The following is a 24,392-nucleotide window of genomic DNA, read 5'->3' as shown; positions in this document are numbered from 1 at the left end:
ATTACAGAAATTTAGAAAGGAAATCTACGGCGTTCGCATCGTGGCGCCGGAACCGCTGCGGCTGACCAGGAATGAGGTCACCGGCAGGCTCCCGTCCGGGCGGCGTGGCCCCTCGGCCGACGCCGGATCGGTGGACCGGAAGACCGTGGCGGGCGCGATCGCGCCGCGGTGCCAGGTGTTGCCGGCGGCGTCGGCCCGCGACGTGAGAATGACCGGGGTACGGTTGCCCGCCGCGACATTGCCCCGCAGATGCGCCACCCCCGACGGCAGCGAGAACCCCGCGACCCGGTTACGCCAGGCGGTGTTGCCGATCAGGCGGATCGGCGCGGCGTTCTCGTCGTCGGAGAAGCCGTGGCCCGCGTTCGCCCAGGCGGCGTTGTTGCGCAGCACGTGCGCCGCCCGGGGCGCCGGGTCGCCGCCGCCGAGCGCGAAGCCGTTGATCGCGTTGTCGAACGACCAGTTCGTGTCGAGGGTGACCGGGCTGGCGAAGTCGCCGAAGTCGAACCCGTTGTCGCCGTTGCGGAACGCCCGGTTGCCGCGCACCAGGTTCCCGGCGCCGGAGCCGAACTTGATGCCCAGACCAGTTCCGCGGTTGTCGAAGAAATCGCAGTCGAGCACCTGGTTCGCCACGGTGCCCGGGTCGCGCAGGGTCAGCGCGCCCCGCACGTTGCCGTGCAGGGCGAGGCGCTGGAACACGGTGCCGGCACAGGAGACACAGACGTACGCGTGACTCAGCGACCCGGTGACCGCCAGATCCCGCACGGTCCAGAAGTCGGCCTCGTGGGTGACCGCCCACTTGTCGTCGGGCAGCGCGGACGCGTCCAGCACCGGGCGTTCCGCCTGGTATCCGGCCAGCGTGATCCGGTTGCGGGCGCTGCCGCTGGTGGTGATGACGATCGGGTCGGTGAGCCGGTAGGTTCCGCCCCGCAGCGCGATCGTCTGGCCGGGCCGGACCACCTCGACGGCGCGGGCCACGGTGTACGGGCGGTCCAGGGTGCCGTCGCCGGCACTCGTGCCGTCCGGCGCTGCGACGATCGTGGTGCTGGGAGGGCTGGGCCGGGTCTCGGGGTCGCGCGTTACGGCGTACGAGAAAGCGCCGCCGGCAGCCACCAGCGCGGCCACCGCCGCGGCGGTCAGCTTGCCCGGCACCAGGGCCGCGGCGGTCTTGGCCGGCGGCATGCCGAGGCCGTGGACCACACCGGCCAGCGCGATCGGCACCGGGGCCAGGCCGAACAGCAGGTGTTCGGGCGCGATCAGGCCCTGCCGGTGCGGTTCGCAGCGCGGGCAGCCGCGGGTGTGCCGGATCAGCCGCTTGCGCCACAGCGCGTCCGGTCTGCCGGGCCAGCTTGCGATCGTGCGGGCCAGCTCGGGGCAGGTGCCGGCCTGCAGCGCGCGAAGGACCACCCGGATCGCGTCGAGCTGGTCACGCATCCGTTTGACCCGGACCGCGGCGTGCCCGGTGCTGACGTGCAACGCGGCGGCCAGCTCGGCCCGGGTGATCTCGCCGGCCGTCTCCTGCCACCACAGCGCCAGCAGCATCCGGTCGTCGTCGTCGAGCCAGCGGGCCGCCTCGACCAGCTCGCGGCGCTGGCCGGTGAGCATGAACTCGGTGACCGTCCGCGCGGCGAAGTCGCTGCCGGGGTCAGGCAGGTCGGCGGCGCTGTCGCGCTGCCGCCCGGCCAGCCGGCGCCGCGCCCGCAGATGGACCCGGACCTGGCGGTGCGCGATCGCGAGCAGCCAGGCACGGAACCGCTGCGGGTCCCGCAGGCTGTGCAGGTCCCGCATGACCTGGATGAAGGTCTCCTGCACGACGTCGTCGACGTCTGCGTGACCGTTGAGCGCCCGGCCGACGACGTTGTACACCAGGGTGAGGTGTTCGGCGACCAGTTGTTCGACAGCGGCCCGGTCGCCGCGCTGGGCGGCCCGGACGAGTTCGGGGACGGACATGCCTACAGGTGTCGGCGGCGGCCCGAAGATAACCGAAATCTTCCCGCCGTTGCACGATGCCCGATTTTGGAGTTCGGTCGGCGACGTGGGCGTTGCTGTCGGTTGGCCGGCCCGCCGTGTTCGCGGCGTCGAACGTGGACAGGGTCAGAAGGTGGTGGCGACGGTCCGCAGTGCGATCCAGGTATCGTCGCGGCGTTCGAACGTGGTGGTGAGCTGCAGGTTCCAGATGCCGCAGCCACCCCAGATCGTGGCGTCGACGACGTCCCTGCCGACCAGGACGGCGGTGTCGCCGGTCACCTCGACCGCTGTGCTGCGCGGCTGTGCGGAGTGGTACCGCATCTCGCCCGAGTCGATCTGCTGCAGCCATTCCGTGCGCGACTGGCGGTAGCCGGTCATGTGCGTGAGCGTGTAACCGCTGTCGAGCAGGCCGTCGAGCAGTTCGGTGTCGCGTTCGAGCAGGCCTTGGTACATCGGTGGCTGATGCCTCAAGACAACCGGGAAACGCCGAGGTCAGGGAGTATCGGTTGTGCCCGGTACTGGCAGTACCCCCTCGCCGGCCGGCTCAGCGCAGCCCGATCTGCCGCAGCCAGGTCTCGACCTGTGGCCGGGCATCGGACACCTGCTCGCCTCGCACGGCCAGGCCGCTGCCGACGGTCGCATCGGGGCACAGCCGGGTGTAGGTGTCGATCGTGGTGCCCAGCCCGCTGACGGCGTACGTGACGAACGGGTGGATGGTCTTACCGGCCAGCCCGGCGCCCTCGGCGAATGTGCTCATGATCATGGGTGGGCGCACGTTCCAGATGCCGCTGCCCAGCAGCACCACGTCGTAGCCGGTGGTGTCGGGCAGGGCGGCCAGAATCGCCGGGCGCGCCTCGGCGTCCTGTTCGGCGACGTTACGGTCGACCGTCGCGCGGTAGTCGTGCGGATACGGGTCGGCGGCTTCGATGCGGTACACGTCCGTGCGCACCAGCGAGACGATCATTTCGGCGACGACCTGCGTGTTGCCGACGGCAAGGTCGCGGGTGCCGCCGTACCAATAGTTCTCCCCGGCACGGGAGAAGTAGGCCAGCAGCACCCGCGGCGGTTCTGTGGAAGCCGGTGCCCTGCGGGGCGCCGGGTCGCCGTCACCGCAGGCCGCGAGCAAGGCACCCCCGCCGAGTAGCAGAGACGCGCGCAGTACGGCGCGGCGCGGCGTACGCACCGTCCTTCCTCCTTCGTTCTCAGTTCTCCGGGATCGGCATGCCGAAGTTGGCCAGGGTGATGTCGGCGGGTTCCGGACCGCCGCGCTTGCCGGTGTCCAGGGCGTCGATCGCGGCCAGTTGGTCGCCGGTGAGCTCGAAGTCGAAGACGTCGAGGTTCTCCGCGATGCGCTGCGGGCGCACGGACTTCGGGATGGCCGAGCGACCCTGCTGCAGGTGCCAGCGCAGCATCACCTGCGCCGGGGACTTGCCGTGCGCGGTGGCGATCTCGCCGATCACCGGGTCCTGCAGGGTGCTGCGGTGACCGCTGTCGCGGTAGAACGTGATGCCGCCGATCGGCGCCCACGCCTGGGTGAGGATGCCGTGCTCGGCACCGAACGCCTGCACCTCGCGCTGCTGGAAGTACGGATGCACCTCGATCTGGTTGACCGCGGGCACCACCGTCGCCGCATCCAGCAGCGCCGTCAGGTGCTCGACCATGAAGTTGCTGACCCCGATCGCCCGGACCTTCCCGTCGGCGTACAACTTCTCCAGCGCCCGGTACGCCGCCAGGGTCTTGTCGAACTCCGACGGCAGAGCCTGGTGCAGGATCAGCAGATCGATGCGGTCCACGCCGAGTTTGCGGGCGCTCTTGTCGAAGCCGTGCAGGGTCTGCTCGTACCCGTAGTCGCTGATCCAGATCTTGGTCTCCAGGAAGATCCCGTTGATGCCGGAGTTCGCGACGGCCTCGCCGACCTGCCGTTCGTTGCCGTACGCGGCGGCGGTGTCGATGTGCCGGTAGCCGGCCTCGAGCGCGGCCGTGACCGCCGCGCGGGTCTCATCCGGCGGCGTCTGGAAGACCCCGAATCCGAGGGCGGGCATCTCGACGCCGTTGTTGAGGGTGAGGTTCATCGGTGGTCCTTTCACGCGGGTCGTAACCGACGGTGGCACGATCGGCGTGGGTCAGGGAGGTTCTGGCTTTACCTCCCAACCTCCGTTTGAGCCGTATTTCGACAACTCACCCTCAACGTGCTGCGAGCCCTGGGACGAGATCGCGCCTGCCACCCGAGGAGGTAACGACAGAACCTCCCAGCTTCGAGGAACCGGACGTAGCGTCGAAGGCATGGACCACCGCAGTGAGACCCGCGACTTCCTCACCACCCGCCGCGCCCGCATCACCCCCGAGCAGGCGGGACTGCCGGCCTACGGCACCAGCCGCCGCGTGCCCGGCCTGCGCCGCGAGGAAGCCGCGATGCTCGCCGGGGTCAGCGTCGACTACTACACCCGCCTCGAACGCGGCAACCTCACCGGCGTCTCGGAAAGCGTGCTGGAAGCCCTGGCCCGGGCGCTGCGGCTGGACGACGCCGAACGTGAACACCTCTACGACCTGGCCCGCCAGGCCAACACCGGCCCCCGTGCCGCGCGGACCGGCCGCCGCCGAACCACCGGCGCCGTCCGCCCGACGGTGCAGCATCTGCTGGACGCCGTGACCGGCGCCCCGGCCTACGTACGCAACGGCCGGCTCGACATCCTCGGCGTCAACCCCCTGGGCCGCGCCGTCTTCGCCCCCGTCTTCCAGGACGCCGCCGGGCGGCCGAATCTGGCCCGGTTCGTCTTCCTGGACGCCGCCTCCCAGGACTTCTACCGCGACTGGCAGCAGCTGGCCGAGGATGTCGTCGCGTTGCTGCGCGGCGAGGCCGGCCGCCATCCGTACGACAAGGACCTGACCGACCTGATCGGCGAGCTGTCCACCCGCAGCGAACCGTTCCGCACCTGGTGGGCCGCGCACAACGTGCGCCTGCACCGCTCCGGCGTCAAACGCCTGCACCACCCGCTGGTCGGCGACCTGACCCTGGCGTACGAATCGCTGGACCTGACTGCGGACCAGGGGCTGCGGCTCAACGCCTACAGCGCCGAACCGGGCTCACCCGATCAGGACGCGCTCAGCCTCATCGCCAGCTGGGCAGCCGCCGACCAGCGAGAGAAGAGCACGCAGGACTGACGTCCGTCACGCCCGGCCCTTGGCTTTCGCCTCCGGGAGTGGCGCCCGGTCAGCCGTTCCGGTGGCGGCGCCGTGAACGGCTGGTCGTCCGGAGATCCTCTTCTGCCCGGATGCGTGCCATCGCGCGTCCTACCCCGTGAGGAACCTGCGCAGAGGCCACGCGCCGAGCCTACGGTGCCCGTGGATCTGACCTTTCCGGCCTGGTGCGCCCGGCCGACATGGGATGTCCCGCAGACGCGCGCGGTGCGGCTGGGCGGGCGTTCGTGCACAGGTACGCGCGTATGTTGAGCAGCGTGTCGCGGCCGCGCCCGGCCGCCGCGATCTACCCGAGCGTTGACCTGTACGAGCGCGTCACCGCGCGATGACCATCGTCCTGATGAGTCGCGCGGATCATTCTCGATCTGGTCCAGCAGCGAGCTGGGTGATCAGCGAGAGCACCGCCCCGGGACCGTCCTCAGCGCGGATCCGGCGGGCGATCTCGGTGGCTCGGGCCTGGTAGGCCGGCCGCTCGAGGCAGGACCGCAGCGCGCCGGTGAGGGTGTCGGCTGACAACTCGTGGATCGGCAGCGGACTCGGTGCGACGCCGAGTCGGTGCAGCCGGTCCGCCCAGAACGGCTGATCGACCAGAACGGGCACCGGGACCGCTGGAACGCCCGCGCGTAGTCCGGCTGCTGTGGTGCCTGCTCCGGCGTGGTGAACTACAGCGGCTGTCTGCGGGAACAGCCAGTCGTGTGGCAGTTCACCGACGAGCAGGACGTCGTCCCCGGCGGGTGCGAGCTCGGCCCAGCCGGATTGGACCACGGCGCGTACGCCGGCGCGTTTGACGGCAGTCGCGACGACGTCCTGGAGCCGGTCGTGGGCCGCGGTCATGCTGCCGAAACCGACGAACACCGGAGGCGGACCGGCCTGCAGGAAGTCGAGCAACAAGTCCGGGGGCCGCCATTGCGGTGGTGCTGCCGGCCACCAGTATCCGGTCACGTGCACATTGGCGGGCCAGTCTGCCGGTCGGGGGACCACTGCGGGACTGTAGCCGTGGCAAATGTGCCAGTCGTCGCGAGGGCCCGGCGCCTCGGCGGCCGGTAGACCGAGCCGGGGGCGCAGCCGCCGCAGAACTCCGGCGTAGAGGGCTTCGGTCCGGGTGACTAGTTCGCGCCCCGCGTTCAGGTTGTCAGCGGCCGAGGAGTGTTCGGCGGGCCAGCCAGGTGGCGGGAACTCCCGGGTGGGAAACCCGGGCGCGAGGTAGACGCCGAGGCTCGGTATGCCCCATCCGTCGGCCACGAGCCGGCTCAGCGGTGCCGGGCCGAACGCGGTGAGCAGCATGTCCGTGCCCGCGGCCGCGGCGCTCACCACACCTTCGCCCAACTCGTCGAGGAACGCGGCGAAGACCGCTTGCGCGTCTTGCGGCGTGGGGGCAGCCGTGCGTGCGCGCACCAGTTCGACTGGATCACCGGGAAGGGCTCGGTATTCCAGGTGGCTGTCACGAACCAGGCCGGCGAACCGGTCGTGGGCGGCCAGCGCCACCTGATGACCGGCCTGCTGCAGCCGCTGGCCCAGGCCCGTGAACGGCGCGACATCACCTCGCGATCCCGCCGTCACGATCAGAAGCCGCACCGGGGTCTCCCGTCGTACCGACCGTCGCTCAACCGGTCACCCAGCCTATGTCACAGGTTGGAGCTCTCGGCTGAGCACGCCGATCGGATGAGAGGCCGGCCTGCCAGGTTTTGCCCGGACCGTTCGGGTTACCAGCCTCAATGTGTCCCCGATGCGAACGTGGCGATGAGTGCCGACCGCCCGGAATACCCGCCCGAGGTTGCCTGGTCGCAGAATTTCGACGGCGAGGACGTCTCGCAGCTGCGCCGGACACTGCGTGACCGGGCTGAGCGGGTCGGACTCGACCGGGACACGCTGGAGGACTTCCTCACGGCGGCCTACGAGCTGATCACCAATGCCGTGCGGCACGGCGGCGGCTCCGGCACCGTGTACGTATGTACGCAGGGCAGCGCGGTGGTCTGCGAGGTCCGCGACGAAGGTCCGGGATTCTCGATGCCGCCGCCGACGATCCTGCGTCCTCCGCCGGCGAACGTGCCCGGAGGGCGCGGTCTCTGGCTGGCACAGCAACTGGCCCACACTTTGACCCTGCACAGCAGTGAAGCCGGCGTGACGGCGTCCATCACAGTGCTGCGCCAGGCGACGGCACCGGCGGGTCGGCTGGGGGATTAGCGTTCTACTCGCCGTCCGGGGCGCCGAACAGCGCAGCCGTACTCAGCGGTGTTGTCGGCGTATGGCGAGTACAGCGATGTCGTCCAGTGGTTGCTCCGATCCGAGACGGGACATCACCGTGGCGCAGACGGCTTCCGGGTGGCCGGGCGTGACGACGTCGATCAGCGCTTTGATGCCGACGTCGATGATCTGGTGACGTCGCTCGACGAGGCCGTCGGTGTAGCACAGCAGGAGCGCACCGGCCGGCAGGTCGACCGTGGTCGTTCGGCGTCGGCTGGGGGAACGGCCGACGCCCAGCGGTGCGTCGACCGGCAGATCCAGCAGTGCCGGGGGTTGGCCGGGCACGGCGATCACGGGCCGTAGGTGTCCGGCGGAGGAGATCCGGACCGACCGGCGGTCGGGGGAGATCATCGCGTACAGGGCGGTGGTGAGAGCTCCCGCCTCGAAGTGCTGGATCTTACGGTCGAGCAGCGCCAATGCGTCGGCAGGGTCGTCGGTGGTGAGGGCGTAGGCGCGCAGGGCGCTGCGGATGCGGCCCATCACGACTGCCGAGGCCAGGCCGTGCCCCGACACGTCGCCGATCACCATGCCGATCCAGCCCGAGGGCAGGCGGAAGACGTCGTACCAGTCGCCGCCGACGCCGAGGGTGTGGCCGGGCACGTAGCGGGCGGCCATGTGCAGGCCGTTGATGTCGGCGAGCTGTGGTGGCAGCAGGCTGTGCTGCAGAGCGAGGGCGGCGCTCTGTTCCGGTTCGCGGAAGCGCAACTGTCCGGCAGCGCTGGCCCGGTCCGCAGCGTGCTGCAGCAGAACGATGTCGTCGGAGGTGAACGACCGTGGGCTCAGGGTGCCGATGTGCAGCACGCCGATGACCTCACCGGCGGCGAGGATCGGCACGCCGAGCAGTGACCGGATGCCCTTGCTCAGCAGCAACGGGTTGACGACGTCGGCGGGCGTGACGTTGGTGACGATCACCGGCTCGCGGGTGTGGGCGATCCGGCCGGCGAAGCCGCGACCCACCTCCAGCCGGAAGGCCTGCCGGACCTCTTCTTCCAGGCCCTTGGAGGCGGTAGCGACCAGCTGGCGGGTGTACGGGTCGAGCAGCAACACGGCGGCGGTGTCCGCAGCGAGGGCGATACGAACTCGTTCCAGCAGCTCAGCAAGCAGATCGGCGGCGTTGAGCCGGGACAACGCGGGGTCGGTGATGGTCTCCAGACGACGCCATCGATGCTCGTCGCGGATCGCACCCGGGCTACTCATGACGGCAGCCTAGGCCGCGTTTCATAACGCGCGGAGCCACTGGTTGATGATGGCGATGGTGACGGTGGCTTCGAAGCGGACGGCGAGTTTGTCGTAGCGGGTGGCCATGGCCCGGTGCTGTTTGAGCTGGCTGATGCCGCATTCCACCGCGTGGCGCAGCCGGTACACCTGCGGGTCGAAGGAGGGTGGCCGCCCGCCTTTGGACCCCTTCGCTTTGCGGTGCGCGTCCTGGTCGGCCTTGCTCGGGATGCACACCCGGATCCGGCGGCGGCGCGCGTACCCGCGGTTGCCCCGGCTGGTGTATGCCTTGTCGGCCAGCACCAGGTCGGGCCGGGTCCGTGGCCGGCCGCCGCCGAGCCGGTACACCTTGATCCGTTCCAGCACGGTGATGAACTGCGGGCTGTCCCCGCGTTGCCCGGCGGTGATCACCATGGCGAGGGTCTTACGGCCCTGCTCGCAGGCCAGATGCGTCTTGGTGGTGAACCCGCCCCGGGACCGGCCCAGCCCGTGATCGTCAGGCTCGGTCTGCACGCCACCCGGCGGCTCCTTCTGCGCCTGCCCGTCGCGGCGGGCACCGGCGGCGTGCTGATGGGCGCGGCTGATCGTGGAATCGACGCTCACCGTCCAGTCGATCTTCCCGGCCGCGTCGGCCACCGACTGCAGCCGGGCCAGCAGCTGTGTCCAGGTGCCGTCGCGTTGCCAGCGCCTGAACCAGCGGTACAAGGTCTGCCAGGGCGGATACACCGGCGGGACATCGCGCCACGGCGAGCCGGTCCGCACCCGCCAGCGGATCCCGTCGATGATGTCCCTGCTGGCCCATACGCGTGGTCGCCCGCGCCTTGTTTCGACAGGCAGCAGCGGCTGCAGCACCGCCCACTGCGAGTCGGTCAGGTCATGGCGCCTCACTGCCGCTACGCTCGGCACGAGGTCTCCGGTCGGTCTCTGGTTTTGCTTGGTCGCTAAACCACCTACCGGAGACCTCTTCAGTTATCGATCACCGCCACGCCGTGACATCGATGCCCTTACGAAACACGGGCTAGTCGCGGGCCTGCTTAACCGCCTTTCCCCCGATGTACTGGAACAGCCGTCACGTTGGCGACAGGGTGTAGCTGTCAGATCGGGATCTCGAAATGCTGGTAGTCCTTGAGCGACTTCCAGTCCCCACCCCATTGGAAGCCGTGCTTGGTGAAGGCGTGCCAGACGCGATCGCCGCGCCTGATCATGCCGGGGCGGACGTTCGCGCGGTTCGTGAACGCTTTGCCGGCCGGCGGCTGCACGGTCGCGCCCTTGACGTACGGATTCTCCACGGTGTTGATGTCGACGGCTTTGCCGTAGGAATGCACCGAGAAGCCCGTGGTCGCGCCGGTGATCGGCCGGCAGTTGAACGCGGACGTGTTGTCCGCGGCCATCGACGCGTTGTCGTCGGCGCCGAAGCGGTCCACCGGCACCATGGTTCGGATCGGGAAGCGCGCTGAATACAGCTCGCGGAAGATCTCCACCACGCTGCGCGCCACATCCTTGTGGACGATCAACTCGCCACGATGGCGGTCCTGGTCGAAGCCCCAGTGCGTCAGCTTCACCCGGCGCAGGTCCGAGATGGGCACCGGGCAGCCGCGATGCCAGGACACGCCGATCATCGCTTTCGCGGTAGCGGTGTCGATGGTCTGCACCGAGGCCCGGTAGCGGTCGGCGGCGCTGGCGGGTGCAACGCCGCTCGTGGCGAGAACCGCCCCGGCCACGGCCGAGGCGGTCAGGAGAAGACAGGAAAGACGCACACGATCATTCTGTCATCTTTAGTGCTCATATGAGGTTTTTCAGGACACTGCGACGTCGTCGAACCACACGGTGCCGGTGTTGTCGCCGGACTTCAAGTGCAGCTGCACACCTGCCGCCCCGGGCGGCGCGACGGTCTCCACGACCAGCTTCGTCCAACTGGAGTTCCCGGCCGGCAGGCGATTCGACGTGTTCTGGCTGATCCACTGGCCGTTGATGTTGAACCAGCTCAGCGCGATCTCGGTGACGCCGGTGGCAGCGGCGCCTCGGGCGTACGCCTCAGCTCGCCATTGATAGCCCACCTGGACCGGGGTGATCGGTGAGGTGACCAGCGAGGGCAGGTTGCTGCCGACCCGGGTGGTCCCGGAGAAGCGGGCGGACTGCGTGCCGGTGCGCGCGTACTCGGTGGTGATCACGGCGGCGCCGGCCTGCGGCAGGTACTGCCGCCAGGGCGAGTCGATCGCGGCGGCCTCGAAGCTCAGGTTGAGGATGCTGTTCGGCGTCGCCCCGGTCGTCCACGCCGCACCGGCCACGGAGGCGGCGAACTTCGGGGTCGCGTCGGTGCGGTACAGGCCGTACTTGTACTGCGCGGGCTGGGTGGACACCGCCGAGTTCGGCGGGATGGCGCCAGGCGAGAAGTCGTTGAGGATCCACGGCGCCACCGAGCCGACATTCGCCTCCCGGGCGGCACGGAAGACCCGGGCCAGGTACGCGGCCTGCTCGCCGTCGGTGGCCGCATGGGTGCTGAGCCCGGTCTCACCGATGACGATCGGATCCGGTGCCACCGCGCTCTGCGCCCGGCGGATCTCGGCGAGGGACCGGTCCGAAGCGCCGTAGAAATGGAAGTCGTAGTAGTCCAGCGGCGTGGTCGCCAACTGCGACTTGATGCTCGCCATGCCGGTCGCGCCGCTGCCGCCGTCGACCGACAGGGTGAGCGGCATGTCCGGGGCGGTGGCACGGATCGCGGGGATCACCTGGCGGACCCAGTTGACCGCGGCGGTGTCGCCCGGCTGGAACTCGTTCTTCACCTCGACGGCGATCACGCGCGTGTCGGTCGCGTACGGCGCCAGCAGGCTCTGAGCCCACGTGATGCTGCCGGCCACATCGGCGTAGTTGGCCCACCAGTCGAACAGGGTCAGTTTGACACTCAGGCCGTGAGCGTCGGCGATGCCGACGAATTGATTCAATTTGGCAGCGTACGCGGGAGCCGGCACCGGATAACCGAAGGTCTGCGGGAAGACGATGATCCGTACGTTGTCGGCGCCGAGCGCGGCTGCCCGGGCCAGGTCCGCGTCGATGCGCACCGGGTCGAAATTCGTCCACATCGCCGTCCAGCCGGCGTTGGACGGGTAGTAGTTGATCGTCTTCGCGGCCTGGACCGCGGCCAACCGGCTCGCCATCGTCGGCGCGGTGACCGCTGCATGGGCGAACGAGGCGGGCAGCGCCGTGCTCAACAGCAGGGAACCGATCAGGACAGCAGCGCGGAATCGGGTTTTGCGCATGGGGGACCGAACCTTCTACTCGGTTGTTCGGCGACGGCCGCTTCCCTTGGCGCCTTCGGGCGGGATTCATCCGGCGGCGCGTAGTGGCGGATCGGAGCGGCGGTCGGCTTTCGTCGCCGGCCGACACCTGGGCGGATCGGCGTTGATGGTGCCGTCTCGGTGCCGGCTACGCTGCCCGCGCCTATTGATGACGATAAGTTCCGAAAATGCGAGTCGGCAATGACTGCCGTGTGCCAGACCGCCGGCCGCTGATCGACCTGCCGCTCCGTCGCGATCGGTCGCCGCGCCCCGGCGATCGACCGCCGCTCACTCTGAGCCCCCACCATCGCGCTGAACAACTTGGCCGAGAACTGTCGTGCGGCATGACCGGTGTCCGGCCCCGCCCGAGGTAACCTCGCCGGCGGCGCAAGCGCCTCTCAGCGCCGACCGATTCGCCGCAGGTTTCGACGGGAGCGGATTCTGGTCGGCGTTGCCCCGGCGCTTCCCGTTCTACGGTGAGCTGGTGCGCGTACTCATCGTGTCGGCGCCGATGCTCGGGCATGTCTTCCCGCTCGTCCCGCTCGGCCGGGCACTTGCGGAGGCAGGCCACGAAGTGCTGGTGGCAACCGCTGCCGAGGCCCTGCGAGTACGAGAAAGCGGCCTCGCCGTGCACGACGCGTCGCCGGGCTACCGGTTCGGCCCGATAGCGGCGCGCATGCTGCTGCGCCACCCGGTGCTGTCCCGCGCGCAACTGGCCGGCACGACCGACACCCGCGGCGTCGGTGTCCTGTTCGGTGCGGTCAACGATCGGATCGCGGACGGCGTGGTGGCCGTCGCCCGCCGCTGGCGGCCGGACCTCGTCGTCCACGAACCACTCGCGGTAGCCGGCGCGCTGGCCGCCGCCGGCATCGGCGTGCCGGCGGTACTGCACGAAACCACGCTGTTCGGCGGCCCGGCCCTGGTGGCCTCGACCGCCGCCCGGCTCGGCGACGCTCTGCGCCGGCATTCGGTCGGCGAACTTCCGCCGCCGGCCGCAGTGCTCACGATCGCCCCGGCCAGCGTGGCCGGGCCGCGCGACGGCTGGCCGATGCGCGCCGTGCCGTACGGCGCCGACCAGCCGTTACCCGGCTGGCTCACCGAGCAGCCGCCCCGCGCCCGCGTCCTGGTCAGCCGCAGCACCGTGCCACAGCCGGGACCGGACCGGCTGATGAGCCGGGTGATCGACGCCGCCGGCCCGGTCGACGCGGACTTCGTACTGATCCGGCCTGATCGGCGAGCCGCAGCCCGGCAGCGCCCGCCGAACGTCCACGCCACCGACTGGCTGCCGTTGCCCGCAGCCCTTACGGTCAGCACCGCGATCGTGCATCACGGTGGAGCCGGTTCCACTCTCGCTGCCCTGCACGCCGGCGTCCCGCAGCTGGTCGTGCGCGGCGCCGGCGACCGCAGGCACAACGCCGATCTCGTCGCGGCGCGTGGTGCCGGACTGGCAGTCGGCGACCGGGAGATCAGCACGGCGGTGCTCGACCAGTTGCTCAATGATCCGGCGCTGGCACGAGCGGCGCAGCAGGTCAGCGCCGAGGTGGCCGCCATGCCGGCCCCGGCGGACCTCGTGCCGCGGCTGACCGACCTGGTCCCCGGCCGGCGCTGAACGTCAATCGGTCAGCGACCGGCCCAGCACCCAGCAGAGCAGCCCGGCCCCGGCGACCGCGCCGAAGACGACGAGGCTGTCGCCGGTCGTCGCGCCGCGCCAGCCCGCGTAGGAGAAGGCGACGGCCGGGCCGGCGGTGCCCGCGGCGGCAGCGGCGAACGCTGCCACCGGCCGCATTCCCACGGCGCCGGCGGTGTACGCGACGGTTTCGGCCACCAGCGGCAACGGCCGGCTGACCACGACCGCCAACACGCCCCAGCGCCGTACCAGCATGGCCGGGCGAGCGGTGCCGGCCGCGAGGGTGCCGGTCGCGAGCAGGCTCCGGGACCGCCGCCCGAGGACATAGCCGACAGCGAATCCACCGAGACCGCCCAGCAGCGCCAGCGCGGCACCGGCGGCCAGACCGAACGTTGCACCCAACGCGACCATCACGGCGCTCGACGGCACCGGCAGCACGGCGTCGGCGACCAGCAGCCCGACACCGATCGCCGCGGCGGCGACCGACACCGTGCCCAGCACCGGCTGCGGGTCGGTGAACAGCGGCACCCCGGCCCGCTCCACAATCAGGAAGACCGCCAGAAGTACGGCCGCCACGCCGGCGACCAGCATCCAGACCCGCAGACGACCCATGCCGGAGACCGTACGAGCGGCCCGCAGTGCTCGACAGTCAGTAACAGGACGGTTGCGAATCGGCGACACCCCGGTCGCACGAGAGGGTCAACGGCTCAGACGTCGATGCGATCCCATGGTCCCCAGATCGCGATGGACAGTCCCACGGTGGACTGGATGTTGACGAACAAGGTGCGTCCGTCCGGGCTGAACGTCGACCCGGCGAACTCGTCGTTGAGCTGGGCGGCGATCTTGTTCTGGGCGATGTCGAAAAGTTCGCCTCGGCGGGTCAGCCCCCGCAGGAAGTTGAAGTTCGCGCCGTCCTCGCAGACGACGAGGGTCCCGCGGGCGCTGGTGGTCACATTGTCCGGGAAGTCGAGCACGTCCTGGCTGGGTGACTCGAACAGCATGTGCAAGGTCTTGCTCGCGGGGTGATACCCCCAGATCTGACCCCAGCCGCGGCCGAAGCCCCCGACGGTGTCCGGCTGTGTCGGTCCTGGGGCCACACCGCCCTGCGTGGAGGTGAAGTAGATCCAGCCCCGGTCGTACACCGTGCCTTCGAGCCGGGAGAACTTGGCGGCGCCCCTGGCCAGTCCCTGGCCACTCACGAACTGCAGAGCCTCGTCGTTGGTCCGGCTGGGCGCCGAGCCCGGAGCCGGGCGGCCGAAGTCGAACGACGGCTCGTCGATCTCGACCCATTCCACGCGGAACCGCGTGCCGTCGGCAATGTGCACGGCGAGGTCCGCGTTGTCGACGCCGACGACCTTGAGCATGTAGAGCCGGCCGCCGTCGAGCAGCCGCCCGGCGCGCCTCGGATGCTTCGGCGGAACGTACTTGTAGAAGCCGGACGGGAACGCGAAATTGTCCTCGCTCAGATACAGCGCGCCACCTCTCGGATCCCAGGCGACGGACTCGTGCGGGAACCGGCCGGCGTGGGTGATCGGGGTGGCCGCGGCCCTGCCGCGCACCGGCACCTCGAAGATGAACCCGTGGTTCTTCTGCAGGCGGGCGTTCTGAACGTACGTGGTCGGCGGCGCCGCCGTGCCGCGGGTGAAGTCGTCGGCGACGTCGTAGCCGTTGACGGTCTCCTCGCAAGTGATCCACGAGCCCCACGGCATGCGGCCACCGGAGCAGTTCATCTGGGTGCCGCAGAGGCTGGCGTACGAGTACTCGACCTCACCACGGTGGGTGACGTGCACGGTCGAGGTGCCACCGAGTGCCGAGGTGTCGTACGTCGGTGTGCGGGCCGCGCCGAAGGAGCCGTCGAGCGCGGACCCGTTCTCCTCGTGGTTGCGCACCAGGGTCACCAGACGCCGCCCGGGACCGTCGAAGGCCGCCATGCCGTCGTGGCGGCCGGGTAGCGAGGAGCCGTCGTCGAGGACGACGTTCGGCGGTGTCGGCGGTCGCCGGCTCTGCTGGAACGAGCGGTACTGGAAGCCCTCCGGCAGCGCCAGCCGCACGACGCCGTCACGCAGATCGGGCACATCCCGCAGAAGGTTGCGCGGGCCCCGGCCGGCACCCGCCACGGCCGGGCCGGCGAGGAACCCGGCAAGCGGACCACCCGCGATGGCGGCGCCGGCAGTCACCGCCGCGCCGCCCTTCAACAACGAACGCCGGTCGAGACTGGTCAAGGTGCCCTCCTCGTTGAGTGCTGAACCTCGCTCCTCGCACCCTAACCGCGATAGCCAGGTGACATAACCCGGCAAGCGCCCTCGACCTTGTGGTGAAGCACGGTCAGGCGGATCCGCGCCGTACCAGTCGGGTGGGCAGGATGATGGACGCAGGCTGCTGTCCGGCGAGCACCGCGACGAGCATGCGGGCCGTCTCCTTCCCGAGGTCCTGGACCGACTGGTGGACGGTGGTCAGTGGGGGATCGGTGCGTTCGGCGATGCCGAGGTCGTCGAAACCCACCACGGCAACGTCGCCCGGTACCGACCGGCCGGCCTCGGCCAGGGCGCGCAGGGCCCCGGCTGCCAGATTGTCGCTGGCGGCGAATACGGCGTCGAGGTCCGGGTGAGAGTCGAGCAGGCCTCTCATCGCCTCGGCGCCGCTGTTCTCGGTGAAGTCGCCCTCCGCCGTACCGTGCGGGGTGAGACCGGCGATGATCATCGCCTCGCGGTAGCCGCGGTAGCGGGCCTTGCCGGCCTCGGTGGACAGTTGGCCGGTGATGGTGGCGATCCGGGTCCGGCCCAGGCGCACGAGGTGTTCGGTCGCGAGTCTGGCTCCGCCGAGGTTGTCGGAGTCGACGAACCATTGCGGCTCGAAGTGCAGCGGCCGGCCGACGTAGACCGTGGGCAGACCGGATCGGTTGATGATGTCGGTCAGTGGTTCGTCGCCGTGCAGAGCCATCAGCATGATGCCGTCGACGCCGCGGGTGCGCAGCAGATTCGTCAGCCGGGCCCGGCCCCGGCTGGAACTGGCGAGGCACAGCAGCAGGTGCAGCTCGGTCTCCTCGAGCGTCGCGGACACGCCGACGATGACCTGGGCGAAGAACGGATCGGCGAACAACCCGGGGTTGTCGTGCGGAACGACGAGCGTGACGATGCCGGTCTGCTGGGTGGCCAGCGCGCGGGCGGTGCGGTTGGGCTGGTAGCCCAACTCCTTGATCGCTTCTTCGACGGCGTTGCGGGTGGCGCGGCTGACGTGCGGCGCGTTGTTGATCACGCGGGACGCCGCGGAACGCGAGACACCGGCCCGCTCGGCCACCTCGTCGAGAGTGGGCTGGCGCCGAGGGGACACTGCCATCTTGATGCCGGATCCTTCCTGTCCGATGCGGGGCCGCCCCGCCCCGGCGGGGGACGTCTTGGCGGAGCCGCCGGTCGGTGCCGCTGACATCGCCGGTCGATCGTACCGATGACGGGGACCGCGAATGCCGTTGGCGTCTGTCGATGGACCAGCTCCGGGAGCGGTCCCAGGAATTCTCGGAGCGAAGGCGCGGATGGTGAGGGCGTCAGGCCGCGCTGACTCTTGACAATCGCTGTTCAAGTGCCGAGCATCGATCGACATACGCGCATATCTGATTCTGGAAGCGCTTCCAGTTTTCGTGGCGTGTGCACCTGGTGGCCGCCCCCGTCACCCCACCCCCGTCGTCGCTGCTCGCCGCTCCGGGCGCCACCGCCCGGACACGGCGCAGCACCGCGGCTGACGCTTCCCCCGCTAGGAGACACCTCGATGAAACGACCGATCCGCTCCCGGATCCTCGCCGCGCTGGCCTTGGTGGTCCCCGCCGTCCTGCTCGGGGCGCAACCCGCCCACGCCGATCCGGTGAGCCAGACCAGCGGCTTCTACGTCAATCCCCAGTCCAGTCCGGCGGCGTGGGTCGCCGCCAACCCTGGCGACGGGCGGGCCGCCGCCATCCGCTCCGCGATCGCGCAGAGGCCGATGGCCAGCTGGTTCGGCAGCTGGAGCGGCGACATCGCGGGCGCGGTCGGCAGGTATGTCGGGGCAGCGGACGCGGTCGACAAGCTTCCGCTGCTGGTGGCGTACAACATTCCCGGCCGCGACGCCTGCGGCGGCCACTCCGGCGGAGGCGCAGGCAGCGTCGCCGCCTACGACGCCTGGATCGCCTCGTTCGCCGCAGCGATCGGCAGCCGGCCCGCCGTGGTCGTCCTGGAACCGGACTCGCTGGGCGACTTCAACTGCATGAGCCAGTCGCAGATCAACGACCGGGTGGGGATGCTCTCGCGCGCGGTCAACCAGTTCCGCTCCCAGGCGCCCAACACCTGGGTCTACCTGGACGCGGGCAATCCCGGCTGGATCGACGCGACGACCATGGCGCAGCGCCTCAACATGGCCGGGGCGGCCCGCGCTCGCGGTTTCGCGCTCAACGTCTCGAACTACTTCCCGACCGCAGACAACTCCAAGTACGGCAACCGGGTCGCCGGTGAGCTGCGGCGGTACGGCTACAGCAAGCCCTTCGTGATCGACACCAGCCGTAACGGCAACGGTGCCAACGGCCAGTGGTGCAATCCCGCCGGTCGCCGGATCGGCACCCCGAGCCAGCTGGGTGGGGGCGCGGAGATGCTGCTGTGGCTCAAGACTCCCGGTGAGTCCGACGGAAACTGCGGTGTGGGCAGCGGGTCCAGCGCAGGTCAGTTCCTGCCGGAGGTCGCCTACAAGATGATCTACGGGTACTGAGGCTTCCGCGCGCCCGCGAGCCGGTGTATCTGCCGGCTTGCGGGCCTTCCGCCGCGTACTCCGGCCGACGACGTTCGGGCCGGACGAGGCGTCACAGCGGGCGCGGCCGGTACGCCTCGACGAGCCGGTCCATCACCGTGTCCAGCCGCTCGTCGACGCGCTGGCGCACCGGGTCCTCGAGATGCCAGGCGACGATCTCCCGTGCGCCCTGCTCGAACGGCACGGTGGCGACGTAGTCCGGAACCACGTCGCGCAGCTTCGCGTTGTTGAAGATCATCGAGTGTGCCTTGTCGCCCAGCAGGCCGGCGCCCCACTCCGGATCCGCCGCGGCGATCGCATCCGACGGCACGTGCACGATCCTCGGCTCGACGCCCAGCGGTTTCGCCAGGGCATGCGCGATCTGGTCCCAGGTCAGGACGTCGTCGGAGGTGATGTGGAACGCATCGCCGATCGTGCGCGGGTGAGCGAGCAGACCGATGAAGCCGCGTGCGAAGTCGGTGTGGTGGGTGAGCGTCCACAACGACGTGCCGTCACCGTGCACGACGATCTCCTTGCCGCGCCGCATCCGGTCGAGCACGGTCCAGCCGCCGTCGAACGGCACCAGCGTGCGGTCGTAGGTGTGCGAGGGCCGCACGATGGTGGCCGGAAAACCCTCCGCGCGGTACGCCTCGACCAGCAGCTGCTCACAGGCGATCTTGTCGCGCGAGTACTGCCAGAACGGGTTCGACAGCGGGGTGGACTCCACGACCGGCACGCGAGCCGGCGGGGTCTGGTACGCGGATGCCGAGCTGATGAACACGTACTGCCCGGTGCGCCCGCGGAACAGGTCGATGTCGGTGCGGACGTGCTCCGGACTGAAGGCCACCCAGTCCACCACCGCGTCGAAGTCCCGGCCGTTGATCGCCTCGGCGACCGACTGAGGATCGCGGATGTCACCGCGCAGCACGGTGGCGGCGGATGGCACCGGGCGGTCGGTGCTGCGACCGCGGTTGAGCAGATACAGGTCGATGCCCCGCTCGACGGCGAGGTCCGCGCAGGCGGAACTGATGATTCCGCTGCCACCGATGAACAGAACCCGCATGGCACCCATGCCTGAACGCTAGACGCTCAAGGGTGCCTCGGCGCGCTGACGGGCGGCAGCGTGTCAGGAGACGCCGGCGATACCGCGGCCGATCCAGGCCCTACCAAAGTAGGGGACCGGCCGGATCCTCCGGCTCGTGCGCAGTCGTTTGCTCATCGGCGATCGTCAACCGTGTCGACCACACGGGAGGTAGATGTGAACGAGACGATTGCCGGCACGCTGCGACGTGCGGCCGGGACCCGAGGCCGCCGGATCCTGCTGGCGGTGACGATCGGCATCGGCGTGCTTGCCGCGGCGCTCATGACCGGACTTCCATCCGCGGAGCGCACCTTTGCCGCCTTCGCCGAGCAGGTGCAGTTGTTGATCTCCGTGCCGCTGCCGTTCATCGGTGTCCTGCTCGCCAACGATCTGCGCAAGACACCCGGCGTACGGGTGCAGCCGACACTTGCCGGAGCGGTGCTGATCGCCGTGGCCGCCGGGGTTGCCGGCAACGTGTTGGTCGTCGCCGCCCTGGCCGCATCCGGGTCCACCGCGCCGGACCCGTGGGCGCACGCCGGTGTGATCGGCTTGACGGGTGTGCTGGTGCAGGTACTCGCCCAGCTCGTCGGCACCGGCCTCGGGCTGCTGATCAAGCGACCGGTGTGGGGCTGCCTCGGGACCATCGTGTTGCCGCTCGGCGCCTACGCGCTGCTTGCCCCGCTGGGCGCGGTCCGCGACTGGCTCACCCCGTACGCGGCCGCGCAGCACCTGCTCACCGGATCAGCAGGAGCTGCGGAGTGGGCGCGCTGGGCGACCGTGGCACTGCTGTGGGGCATCGCCCTCAACACGATCGGCGCCGTCGTTCTGCGGCGCCGCGCCGCCCGGGTCGCGCCGCAGAAGGCCAACCTGCAACGGTGAGGGCCCGCCCGGCGGGCCGATGGACCCGGCCGCCTCGGACCGCTGTCGATGAGCCGTGGTCACAGGAGGTCCCATTTGCCGTTGAACCAGCGGGTCAGGGACTTGGCGAGATAGCGGTGGCGGGCCGCCCACACGTCGTCGAACACGAACCACTGCTGGTAGCCGAAGGTGTCATCCAGGTGCAAGACGCCCTGCGCCAGGTGGTCGGCGACGGTGATGCGGCCATCCGCTGGGCGGCGCCGGCCCAGCGGACCGGGAATCCGGTCGTGGCCGGCGACCTGGGCCATCACCTCGACGACGACGCGGTGCGCCTGGTCGTGGTCGGCGTCCAAGCCCGCGACGTCCAGATACTGATCGTTCCACGCGCCCCACCGGTTGATCCGGTCCAGCGCCGGCTGCAGATCGGTGTCGTACGGGCCGACCGCGGCCCGCAGCAGGATCAGCTCCTGCGGCCAGGCGCGGCGCACGTCGGTGGCGCGCAGCCAGCCCGGCAGATCGGGCAGCCGGACGCCGGGCAGGCGCACCACGTGGCCCTGGGTGTCCCAGTCGGCGTCGCCGAGCGCCGACACGGCGAAGGTGGTGACCGGTTCGTCGTCGCTGTGCTCGGCGGCGTCGGCGGGCAGCGGCCACTGCTCGTGCAGCGCGTACGCCAATCGGGCCGGTTCGGCGGCGACCAGGCTCTGGTCGAGGAAGAAGTAGGCGAGCGGCACCTCGTCGTCGTCCGTGGACGCGCGCACACTGTGGTCGTCGACTTTGACCGCGCCTTCCACGTACAGATGCGCTTGGAGAAGCTTGCGCAGCTCGGGCATGGAGCCGGGCGACGGCAGTGACCGCTGCGCGGCTTCCTCGAAGATCGAATCGAGGCCGTAGACGTCGGCGCCCAACTCGGCCTGCACCCAGGCGCCGGGGTCGGCGCTCGCCTCGGTCCAGCCGCGGCGGAACCAGTCGAGGACGGTGGCGTCGGGCAGCCAGCGCACGTGTTTGCCGAGCAGTCCCTCACACGGGGAGCGGTAGACGAAGCAGATCACGCCGACATTCTGGCGTGCGGGTATGACAGGCGGCGGAGCGTCACGTGACGCGGTTCATCTGGTACGCCCACATGGCACGTTCGACCCGGTTGCTGGCCCTGAGCTTCTCATGCCCAGGGGCACTCCCTGTCGAGTATCTGCAGAATTGCCCGACCCGGTGAACCATCGCGTGTCGCCTGCCGTAGCCCCGTACGGGGAGCGCACTTCCGACAGCAAACGGAGCCGGCGCGGCCGTACGCGGGAGCCTCATCATCCGCGGCGGACGGTGTCCGGGACAGGAGCGGTGATGATCGGATCGGCGGCGGCGACCGCGTTGCGGCTATTCGCACCGATGGGGGTGGTGGCCGTCCCGCGCGGATACTGTTTCGTCGTCCAGCACCACAACGGCCACAGCCGCACAATGTCGCCCGGGGTCGGCTGGAGGGTGCCGTTGCTGGAATGGGTGTGTGCCCGGATCGACATGGGCGAACGGGTGCTGACCTACCCTCCCGTGCCGGTCATCACCGGGGACGACCGGGCGGTGAACGTCGCAGTGACGGTTCGCGTCAAGGTCACGGACCCGTTGCGACATGCAGCTTCTGGCATGGATGGCCCGACGGCCGTCCATGCCGTCGCGACCTACGTCGTGCGCATGATCGGGGCGGATCTGACGGCCCACGACATGCTCACCGGTCCGGGGTTTCTCGCCGCCCGCCTGCAAGCCGGCATGCAAGAGGAGACCCTGACCTGGGGGATCACCGTGCTCGAGGCCCGGAGCACCGTTGAGCCGGCGCCACACTTGCGGCCGTGAACTGACGTACCCGGCGATCCGCGGGGCCGGCCGCTCCACCGTCGGATCCCGCCGCGCCGACCGTACCGACGGGCGGCGGATCATACGAAACTCCGGATCATCGGCATGGCGGCACCTGGGCGACTTCCCGCAGGCTTTCACCCACCTGGCCCTGATCAGCGCGGTCATGCACGTCATCCGGGCCGAGCAGAGCCGTGAGCCCGGCGACTTCAATCCCGCCAACCCCGGATCATGAGACCTGCCCCGCGTATTCGTTCAAGCCGACGGATGTGGCTGATTGTCGGACGGTTCTGGCTGACTACCTGCTATGCCGCCCTTGCCCGGTGCCCGCGACAAGGCATCGCTGACCGCGGCGAGAAGTTGGCCGGCGGTGAAGGGCTTTTCGATCACCTTGGTCTCGGGTGTGCACAAACGGTTAGGACCGAGGATGCCGTCGATGTAACCGGAGATGTAGAGCACGGGCAGGCGGGGGTCGGTGCGGTGCAGTATCTCGGCCAGACGTGAGCCTGACATGTCGGGCATGACGACGTCGGCGACCAGCAGGTCACAGCCATCGCACGCGTACACGGCCAAGGCGTCGGGGCCGCTGACGGCGGACCGGACCTGATACCCGCCGGCGGTGAGGATGCGAGCGATGCTCGCGCCGAGGGCCGGCTCGTCTTCGACGACCAGGATGCTCTCGCCGTGGCCACGCGGCGGCGCCGAAGAGGTGCGACTTGCCGATTCGAGGTCGTACGGTACGTCGGCGACAGGGAAGTACAGCCTGAATGTCGTGCCGATGCCGAGCTTGGAGCAGACGTCGATGCTGCCGCCAGCAGTGGTGACGATGTCCAGGACGGTAGCGAGGCCAAGTCCTGTGCCGTGGCCCTTCGGCTTGGTGGTGAAGAACGGTTCAAAGATGCGGGCCACCGTTTCCGGAGGCATTCCGGTACCGGTATCAGTGACGAGGAGCTGAAGGTAACGTCCGGCCTTTACCGGCGGGTGAACGTTCGCCTGGTTCTCCTCAAGGTCGACGGCGCTGGCGGTGATCACTAATGTGCCGCCGTCGGGCATCGCGTCGCGGGCGTTGACGGCGAGGTTGACGAGAATCTGCTGGATCTGGCCGGCGTCCGCGCAGATTTTCAGAGGTTCGAGCGAGGGCATCACCACCAGCACGATGTGCTCGCCGAGAGTTCGCGCGAGCATGGCGTGCGCTTCGGCGATCGCGCTGTTGACGTCGAATATCTGCGGATGGACGGCCTCGTGCCGGATGAAACAGAGCAGTTGCGCGGTGAGTCCGGCCGCCCGTTTCGCCGCCTTGCGGATCTGGCCGAGATCGTTACGGGCTTCGGGGGGAGCATGTTCGGCGACGAAGTCGGTGTAGTTGAGGATGATGGCAAGGACATTGTTGAAGTCGTGTGCAATGCCACCGGCCAGGCGGCCCAGGCTCGCCATCCGCTGAGCCTCTCTGGCTCGTTGCGCAACCGCCCGTCGCCGCGCTTCGGCGAGGATCGCGCCGAGCAACGCCAGGGCGGCGGCGACGATGCTCAGGATGAGGATGTAGCGCCGGGTGGTGGCTCCCACCGCTTCGAGACGGGCGAGGCTGGTGTCCGCCGCCGAGGCCGACAGCGACGCGGTGGCATCACAACCGCTGGCGATCTGCACGTAAAGCTCGATCTCCCTGCCGAGGACGAGTTCGGAGGCGGCCTTGCGGTCCGCTGGCTCGCCGCTGCGGTACAGCTTCACTACCTGCCGGTCCGCGGTCATGAACTCTTCGAACGCACTCCTGACGGCGTCAACGGTCCGCGTGGCCGCAGACGACGCGGACAGCAGCTCCAAGGCGTCCAGTTCCCTGTCGAACCTCGCCGCTGCGTCGAGGAACTTCGCACGGCTGCCTGACGTATCAGCGGCGGCCCCGGGCACCGCACGGATGATGTCCAATGCGTATGCCGTCTGCCAGCCGTTGAAGTCCGCCGCCCGAAATTTGACCTGCTGCGCGGCCTGGGCCAACTGCTGTGCCTGCCGTGCCTCGTCTGCCATGGTCTCCTGACGGTGGGACACGGAGTAGCCCAATACGGCCACGGCGACCAGCAGCGCGACGGTGGCCGCGTTAACCAGTAGGCGCCTTCCGGGCCGACGCCTCGACAGCCAGCTCATCTGCTGCGAACCTGCCTTCTCGCATCGCCGCTCAACCGCTGCGGGTCCCGTTGTTGTCTCGCTGTCCGGTTATTCGGGACGCAGTCGGGTGAACCGGCGATACCGGCGCGGGAATCTACTCGCGATTCTCCTCGCAATGACCGAGCAGCGCTCCGTTTTCGCGGTCAGACAAACCCGGACGCCCCTCGATCCCTACTCCCATCTCTCA

Annotated in this window: 22 protein-coding genes; 7 read left to right on the top strand and 15 right to left on the bottom strand. The window is 69.7% G+C overall.

What is annotated here, in order from left to right:
- Positions 1 to 24: 24 nt before the first annotated feature.
- The 4 genes from OHA21_RS16620 to OHA21_RS16605 all read right to left on the bottom strand — a co-directional run bounded on the left by OHA21_RS16620 (position 25) and on the right by OHA21_RS16605 (position 4,037).
- The gene (locus OHA21_RS16620; protein ID WP_328474938.1) at positions 25 to 1,947 is read right to left on the bottom strand and encodes a sigma-70 family RNA polymerase sigma factor; all 1,923 of its coding nucleotides are present in this window, start codon (positions 1,945 to 1,947) and stop codon (positions 25 to 27) included.
- A 144-nt stretch (positions 1,948 to 2,091) separates the two neighbouring features.
- Positions 2,092 to 2,418, bottom strand: coding sequence for a nuclear transport factor 2 family protein (locus tag OHA21_RS16615; RefSeq protein ID WP_328474937.1), 327 nt, complete (start codon positions 2,416 to 2,418; stop codon positions 2,092 to 2,094).
- A gap of 91 nt (positions 2,419 to 2,509) precedes the next feature.
- Positions 2,510 to 3,148 carry a flavodoxin gene (locus tag OHA21_RS16610; RefSeq protein WP_328474936.1) on the bottom strand — a complete coding sequence of 213 codons (639 nt, stop codon included), beginning with the start codon at positions 3,146 to 3,148 and terminating at the stop codon, positions 2,510 to 2,512.
- A 19-nt stretch (positions 3,149 to 3,167) separates the two neighbouring features.
- Complete coding sequence (locus tag OHA21_RS16605; protein WP_328474935.1) at positions 3,168 to 4,037, bottom strand: aldo/keto reductase; 870 nt, start codon at positions 4,035 to 4,037, stop codon at positions 3,168 to 3,170.
- Positions 4,038 to 4,248: 211 nt separating this feature from the next.
- Here OHA21_RS16605 and OHA21_RS16600 point away from each other — a divergent pair, with 211 nt between their 5' ends.
- A complete protein-coding gene (locus OHA21_RS16600) occupies positions 4,249 to 5,127 on the top strand; it encodes a helix-turn-helix transcriptional regulator (RefSeq protein WP_328474934.1) in 879 nt (292 codons plus the stop codon).
- Between the two features lie 390 nt (positions 5,128 to 5,517).
- On the opposite strand, the gene OHA21_RS16595 is transcribed toward OHA21_RS16600, so the two are convergent.
- The gene (locus tag OHA21_RS16595) at positions 5,518 to 6,738 is read right to left on the bottom strand and encodes a glycosyltransferase (RefSeq protein ID WP_328474933.1); all 1,221 of its coding nucleotides are present in this window, start codon (positions 6,736 to 6,738) and stop codon (positions 5,518 to 5,520) included.
- A 165-nt stretch (positions 6,739 to 6,903) separates the two neighbouring features.
- On the opposite strand from OHA21_RS16595, the gene OHA21_RS16590 reads away from it, so the two are divergent.
- Positions 6,904 to 7,347, top strand: a complete 444-nt coding sequence (locus OHA21_RS16590) for an ATP-binding protein (protein WP_328478441.1) — start codon at positions 6,904 to 6,906, stop codon at positions 7,345 to 7,347.
- 42 nt (positions 7,348 to 7,389) lie between these two features.
- On the opposite strand, the gene OHA21_RS16585 is transcribed toward OHA21_RS16590, so the two are convergent.
- From OHA21_RS16585 to OHA21_RS16570, 4 genes are all read right to left on the bottom strand, one after another.
- Complete coding sequence (locus OHA21_RS16585) at positions 7,390 to 8,604, bottom strand: PP2C family protein-serine/threonine phosphatase (RefSeq protein ID WP_328474932.1); 1,215 nt, start codon at positions 8,602 to 8,604, stop codon at positions 7,390 to 7,392.
- Positions 8,605 to 8,625: 21 nt separating this feature from the next.
- Positions 8,626 to 9,510 carry an IS5 family transposase gene (locus tag OHA21_RS16580; protein ID WP_328468905.1) on the bottom strand — a complete coding sequence of 295 codons (885 nt, stop codon included), beginning with the start codon at positions 9,508 to 9,510 and terminating at the stop codon, positions 8,626 to 8,628.
- 206 nt (positions 9,511 to 9,716) lie between these two features.
- Positions 9,717 to 10,379, bottom strand: a complete 663-nt coding sequence (locus OHA21_RS16575; protein WP_328474931.1) for a M15 family metallopeptidase — start codon at positions 10,377 to 10,379, stop codon at positions 9,717 to 9,719.
- Positions 10,380 to 10,418: 39 nt separating this feature from the next.
- A complete protein-coding gene (locus OHA21_RS16570; RefSeq protein WP_328474930.1) occupies positions 10,419 to 11,879 on the bottom strand; it encodes a cellulase family glycosylhydrolase in 1,461 nt (486 codons plus the stop codon).
- A gap of 502 nt (positions 11,880 to 12,381) precedes the next feature.
- Here OHA21_RS16570 and OHA21_RS16565 point away from each other — a divergent pair.
- Complete coding sequence (locus OHA21_RS16565) at positions 12,382 to 13,506, top strand: nucleotide disphospho-sugar-binding domain-containing protein (RefSeq protein ID WP_328474929.1); 1,125 nt, start codon at positions 12,382 to 12,384, stop codon at positions 13,504 to 13,506.
- A gap of 3 nt (positions 13,507 to 13,509) precedes the next feature.
- Here OHA21_RS16565 and OHA21_RS16560 read toward each other — a convergent pair whose 3' ends face one another.
- The 3 genes from OHA21_RS16560 to OHA21_RS16550 form a co-directional block, all read right to left on the bottom strand.
- Positions 13,510 to 14,136, bottom strand: coding sequence for a VTT domain-containing protein (locus tag OHA21_RS16560; RefSeq protein WP_328474928.1), 627 nt, complete (start codon positions 14,134 to 14,136; stop codon positions 13,510 to 13,512).
- Between the two features lie 95 nt (positions 14,137 to 14,231).
- Positions 14,232 to 15,746, bottom strand: a complete 1,515-nt coding sequence (locus tag OHA21_RS16555) for an alkaline phosphatase PhoX (protein WP_328474927.1) — start codon at positions 15,744 to 15,746, stop codon at positions 14,232 to 14,234.
- 103 nt (positions 15,747 to 15,849) lie between these two features.
- Positions 15,850 to 16,860, bottom strand: coding sequence for a LacI family DNA-binding transcriptional regulator (locus OHA21_RS16550; protein ID WP_328474926.1), 1,011 nt, complete (start codon positions 16,858 to 16,860; stop codon positions 15,850 to 15,852).
- A gap of 426 nt (positions 16,861 to 17,286) precedes the next feature.
- Between OHA21_RS16550 and OHA21_RS16545 the strand changes: the two genes are divergently transcribed.
- Positions 17,287 to 18,252, top strand: coding sequence for a glycoside hydrolase family 6 protein (locus tag OHA21_RS16545; RefSeq protein ID WP_328474925.1), 966 nt, complete (start codon positions 17,287 to 17,289; stop codon positions 18,250 to 18,252).
- Between the two features lie 91 nt (positions 18,253 to 18,343).
- On the opposite strand, the gene OHA21_RS16540 is transcribed toward OHA21_RS16545, so the two are convergent.
- Entirely contained in the window at positions 18,344 to 19,342 is a 999-nt protein-coding gene (locus tag OHA21_RS16540; RefSeq protein WP_328474924.1) for an SDR family oxidoreductase, read from the bottom strand.
- A gap of 186 nt (positions 19,343 to 19,528) precedes the next feature.
- Here OHA21_RS16540 and OHA21_RS16535 point away from each other — a divergent pair, with 186 nt between their 5' ends.
- On the top strand, positions 19,529 to 20,230 hold the full coding sequence (locus tag OHA21_RS16535; RefSeq protein WP_328474923.1) for a hypothetical protein: 702 nt from the start codon (positions 19,529 to 19,531) through the stop codon (positions 20,228 to 20,230).
- 59 nt (positions 20,231 to 20,289) lie between these two features.
- Here the strand turns inward: OHA21_RS16535 and OHA21_RS16530 are convergent, their stop codons facing one another.
- A complete protein-coding gene (locus OHA21_RS16530; RefSeq protein WP_328474922.1) occupies positions 20,290 to 21,258 on the bottom strand; it encodes a hypothetical protein in 969 nt (322 codons plus the stop codon).
- Positions 21,259 to 21,544: 286 nt separating this feature from the next.
- Between OHA21_RS16530 and OHA21_RS16525 the strand changes: the two genes are divergently transcribed.
- Positions 21,545 to 22,048, top strand: coding sequence for an SPFH domain-containing protein (locus OHA21_RS16525; RefSeq protein WP_328474921.1), 504 nt, complete (start codon positions 21,545 to 21,547; stop codon positions 22,046 to 22,048).
- Positions 22,020 to 22,283, top strand: a complete 264-nt coding sequence (locus OHA21_RS16520) for a hypothetical protein (RefSeq protein ID WP_328479091.1) — start codon at positions 22,020 to 22,022, stop codon at positions 22,281 to 22,283. Before OHA21_RS16525 ends, OHA21_RS16520 begins: the two co-directional genes overlap by 29 nt.
- Positions 22,284 to 22,303: 20 nt before the next feature.
- On the opposite strand, the gene OHA21_RS16515 is transcribed toward OHA21_RS16520, so the two are convergent.
- The gene (locus tag OHA21_RS16515; RefSeq protein WP_328474920.1) at positions 22,304 to 24,184 is read right to left on the bottom strand and encodes an ATP-binding protein; all 1,881 of its coding nucleotides are present in this window, start codon (positions 24,182 to 24,184) and stop codon (positions 22,304 to 22,306) included.
- Between the last annotated feature and the right edge of the window lie 208 nt (positions 24,185 to 24,392).

This window comes from Actinoplanes sp. NBC_00393, from assembly GCF_036053395.1.
GTDB lineage: Bacteria > Actinomycetota > Actinomycetes > Mycobacteriales > Micromonosporaceae > Actinoplanes.
This window is presented reverse-complemented; position numbering and strand designations above follow the sequence as displayed.

Coding starts and splice junctions, on each gene's coding strand:
- OHA21_RS16560 (WP_328474928.1), bottom strand. CDS start 14,136: ATGGGTCGTCTGCGGGTCTGGATGCTGGTCGCCGGCGTGGCGGCCGTA.
- OHA21_RS16525 (WP_328474921.1), top strand. CDS start 21,545: ATGATCGGATCGGCGGCGGCGACCGCGTTGCGGCTATTCGCACCGATG.
- OHA21_RS16620 (WP_328474938.1), bottom strand. CDS start 1,947: ATGTCCGTCCCCGAACTCGTCCGGGCCGCCCAGCGCGGCGACCGGGCC.
- OHA21_RS16515 (WP_328474920.1), bottom strand. CDS start 24,184: ATGAGCTGGCTGTCGAGGCGTCGGCCCGGAAGGCGCCTACTGGTTAAC.
- OHA21_RS16590 (WP_328478441.1), top strand. CDS start 6,904: ATGAGTGCCGACCGCCCGGAATACCCGCCCGAGGTTGCCTGGTCGCAG.
- OHA21_RS16545 (WP_328474925.1), top strand. CDS start 17,287: ATGAAACGACCGATCCGCTCCCGGATCCTCGCCGCGCTGGCCTTGGTG.
- OHA21_RS16605 (WP_328474935.1), bottom strand. CDS start 4,037: ATGAACCTCACCCTCAACAACGGCGTCGAGATGCCCGCCCTCGGATTC.
- OHA21_RS16615 (WP_328474937.1), bottom strand. CDS start 2,418: ATGTACCAAGGCCTGCTCGAACGCGACACCGAACTGCTCGACGGCCTG.
- OHA21_RS16570 (WP_328474930.1), bottom strand. CDS start 11,879: ATGCGCAAAACCCGATTCCGCGCTGCTGTCCTGATCGGTTCCCTGCTG.
- OHA21_RS16585 (WP_328474932.1), bottom strand. CDS start 8,604: ATGAGTAGCCCGGGTGCGATCCGCGACGAGCATCGATGGCGTCGTCTG.
- OHA21_RS16600 (WP_328474934.1), top strand. CDS start 4,249: ATGGACCACCGCAGTGAGACCCGCGACTTCCTCACCACCCGCCGCGCC.
- OHA21_RS16550 (WP_328474926.1), bottom strand. CDS start 16,860: ATGGCAGTGTCCCCTCGGCGCCAGCCCACTCTCGACGAGGTGGCCGAG.
- OHA21_RS16540 (WP_328474924.1), bottom strand. CDS start 19,342: ATGGGTGCCATGCGGGTTCTGTTCATCGGTGGCAGCGGAATCATCAGT.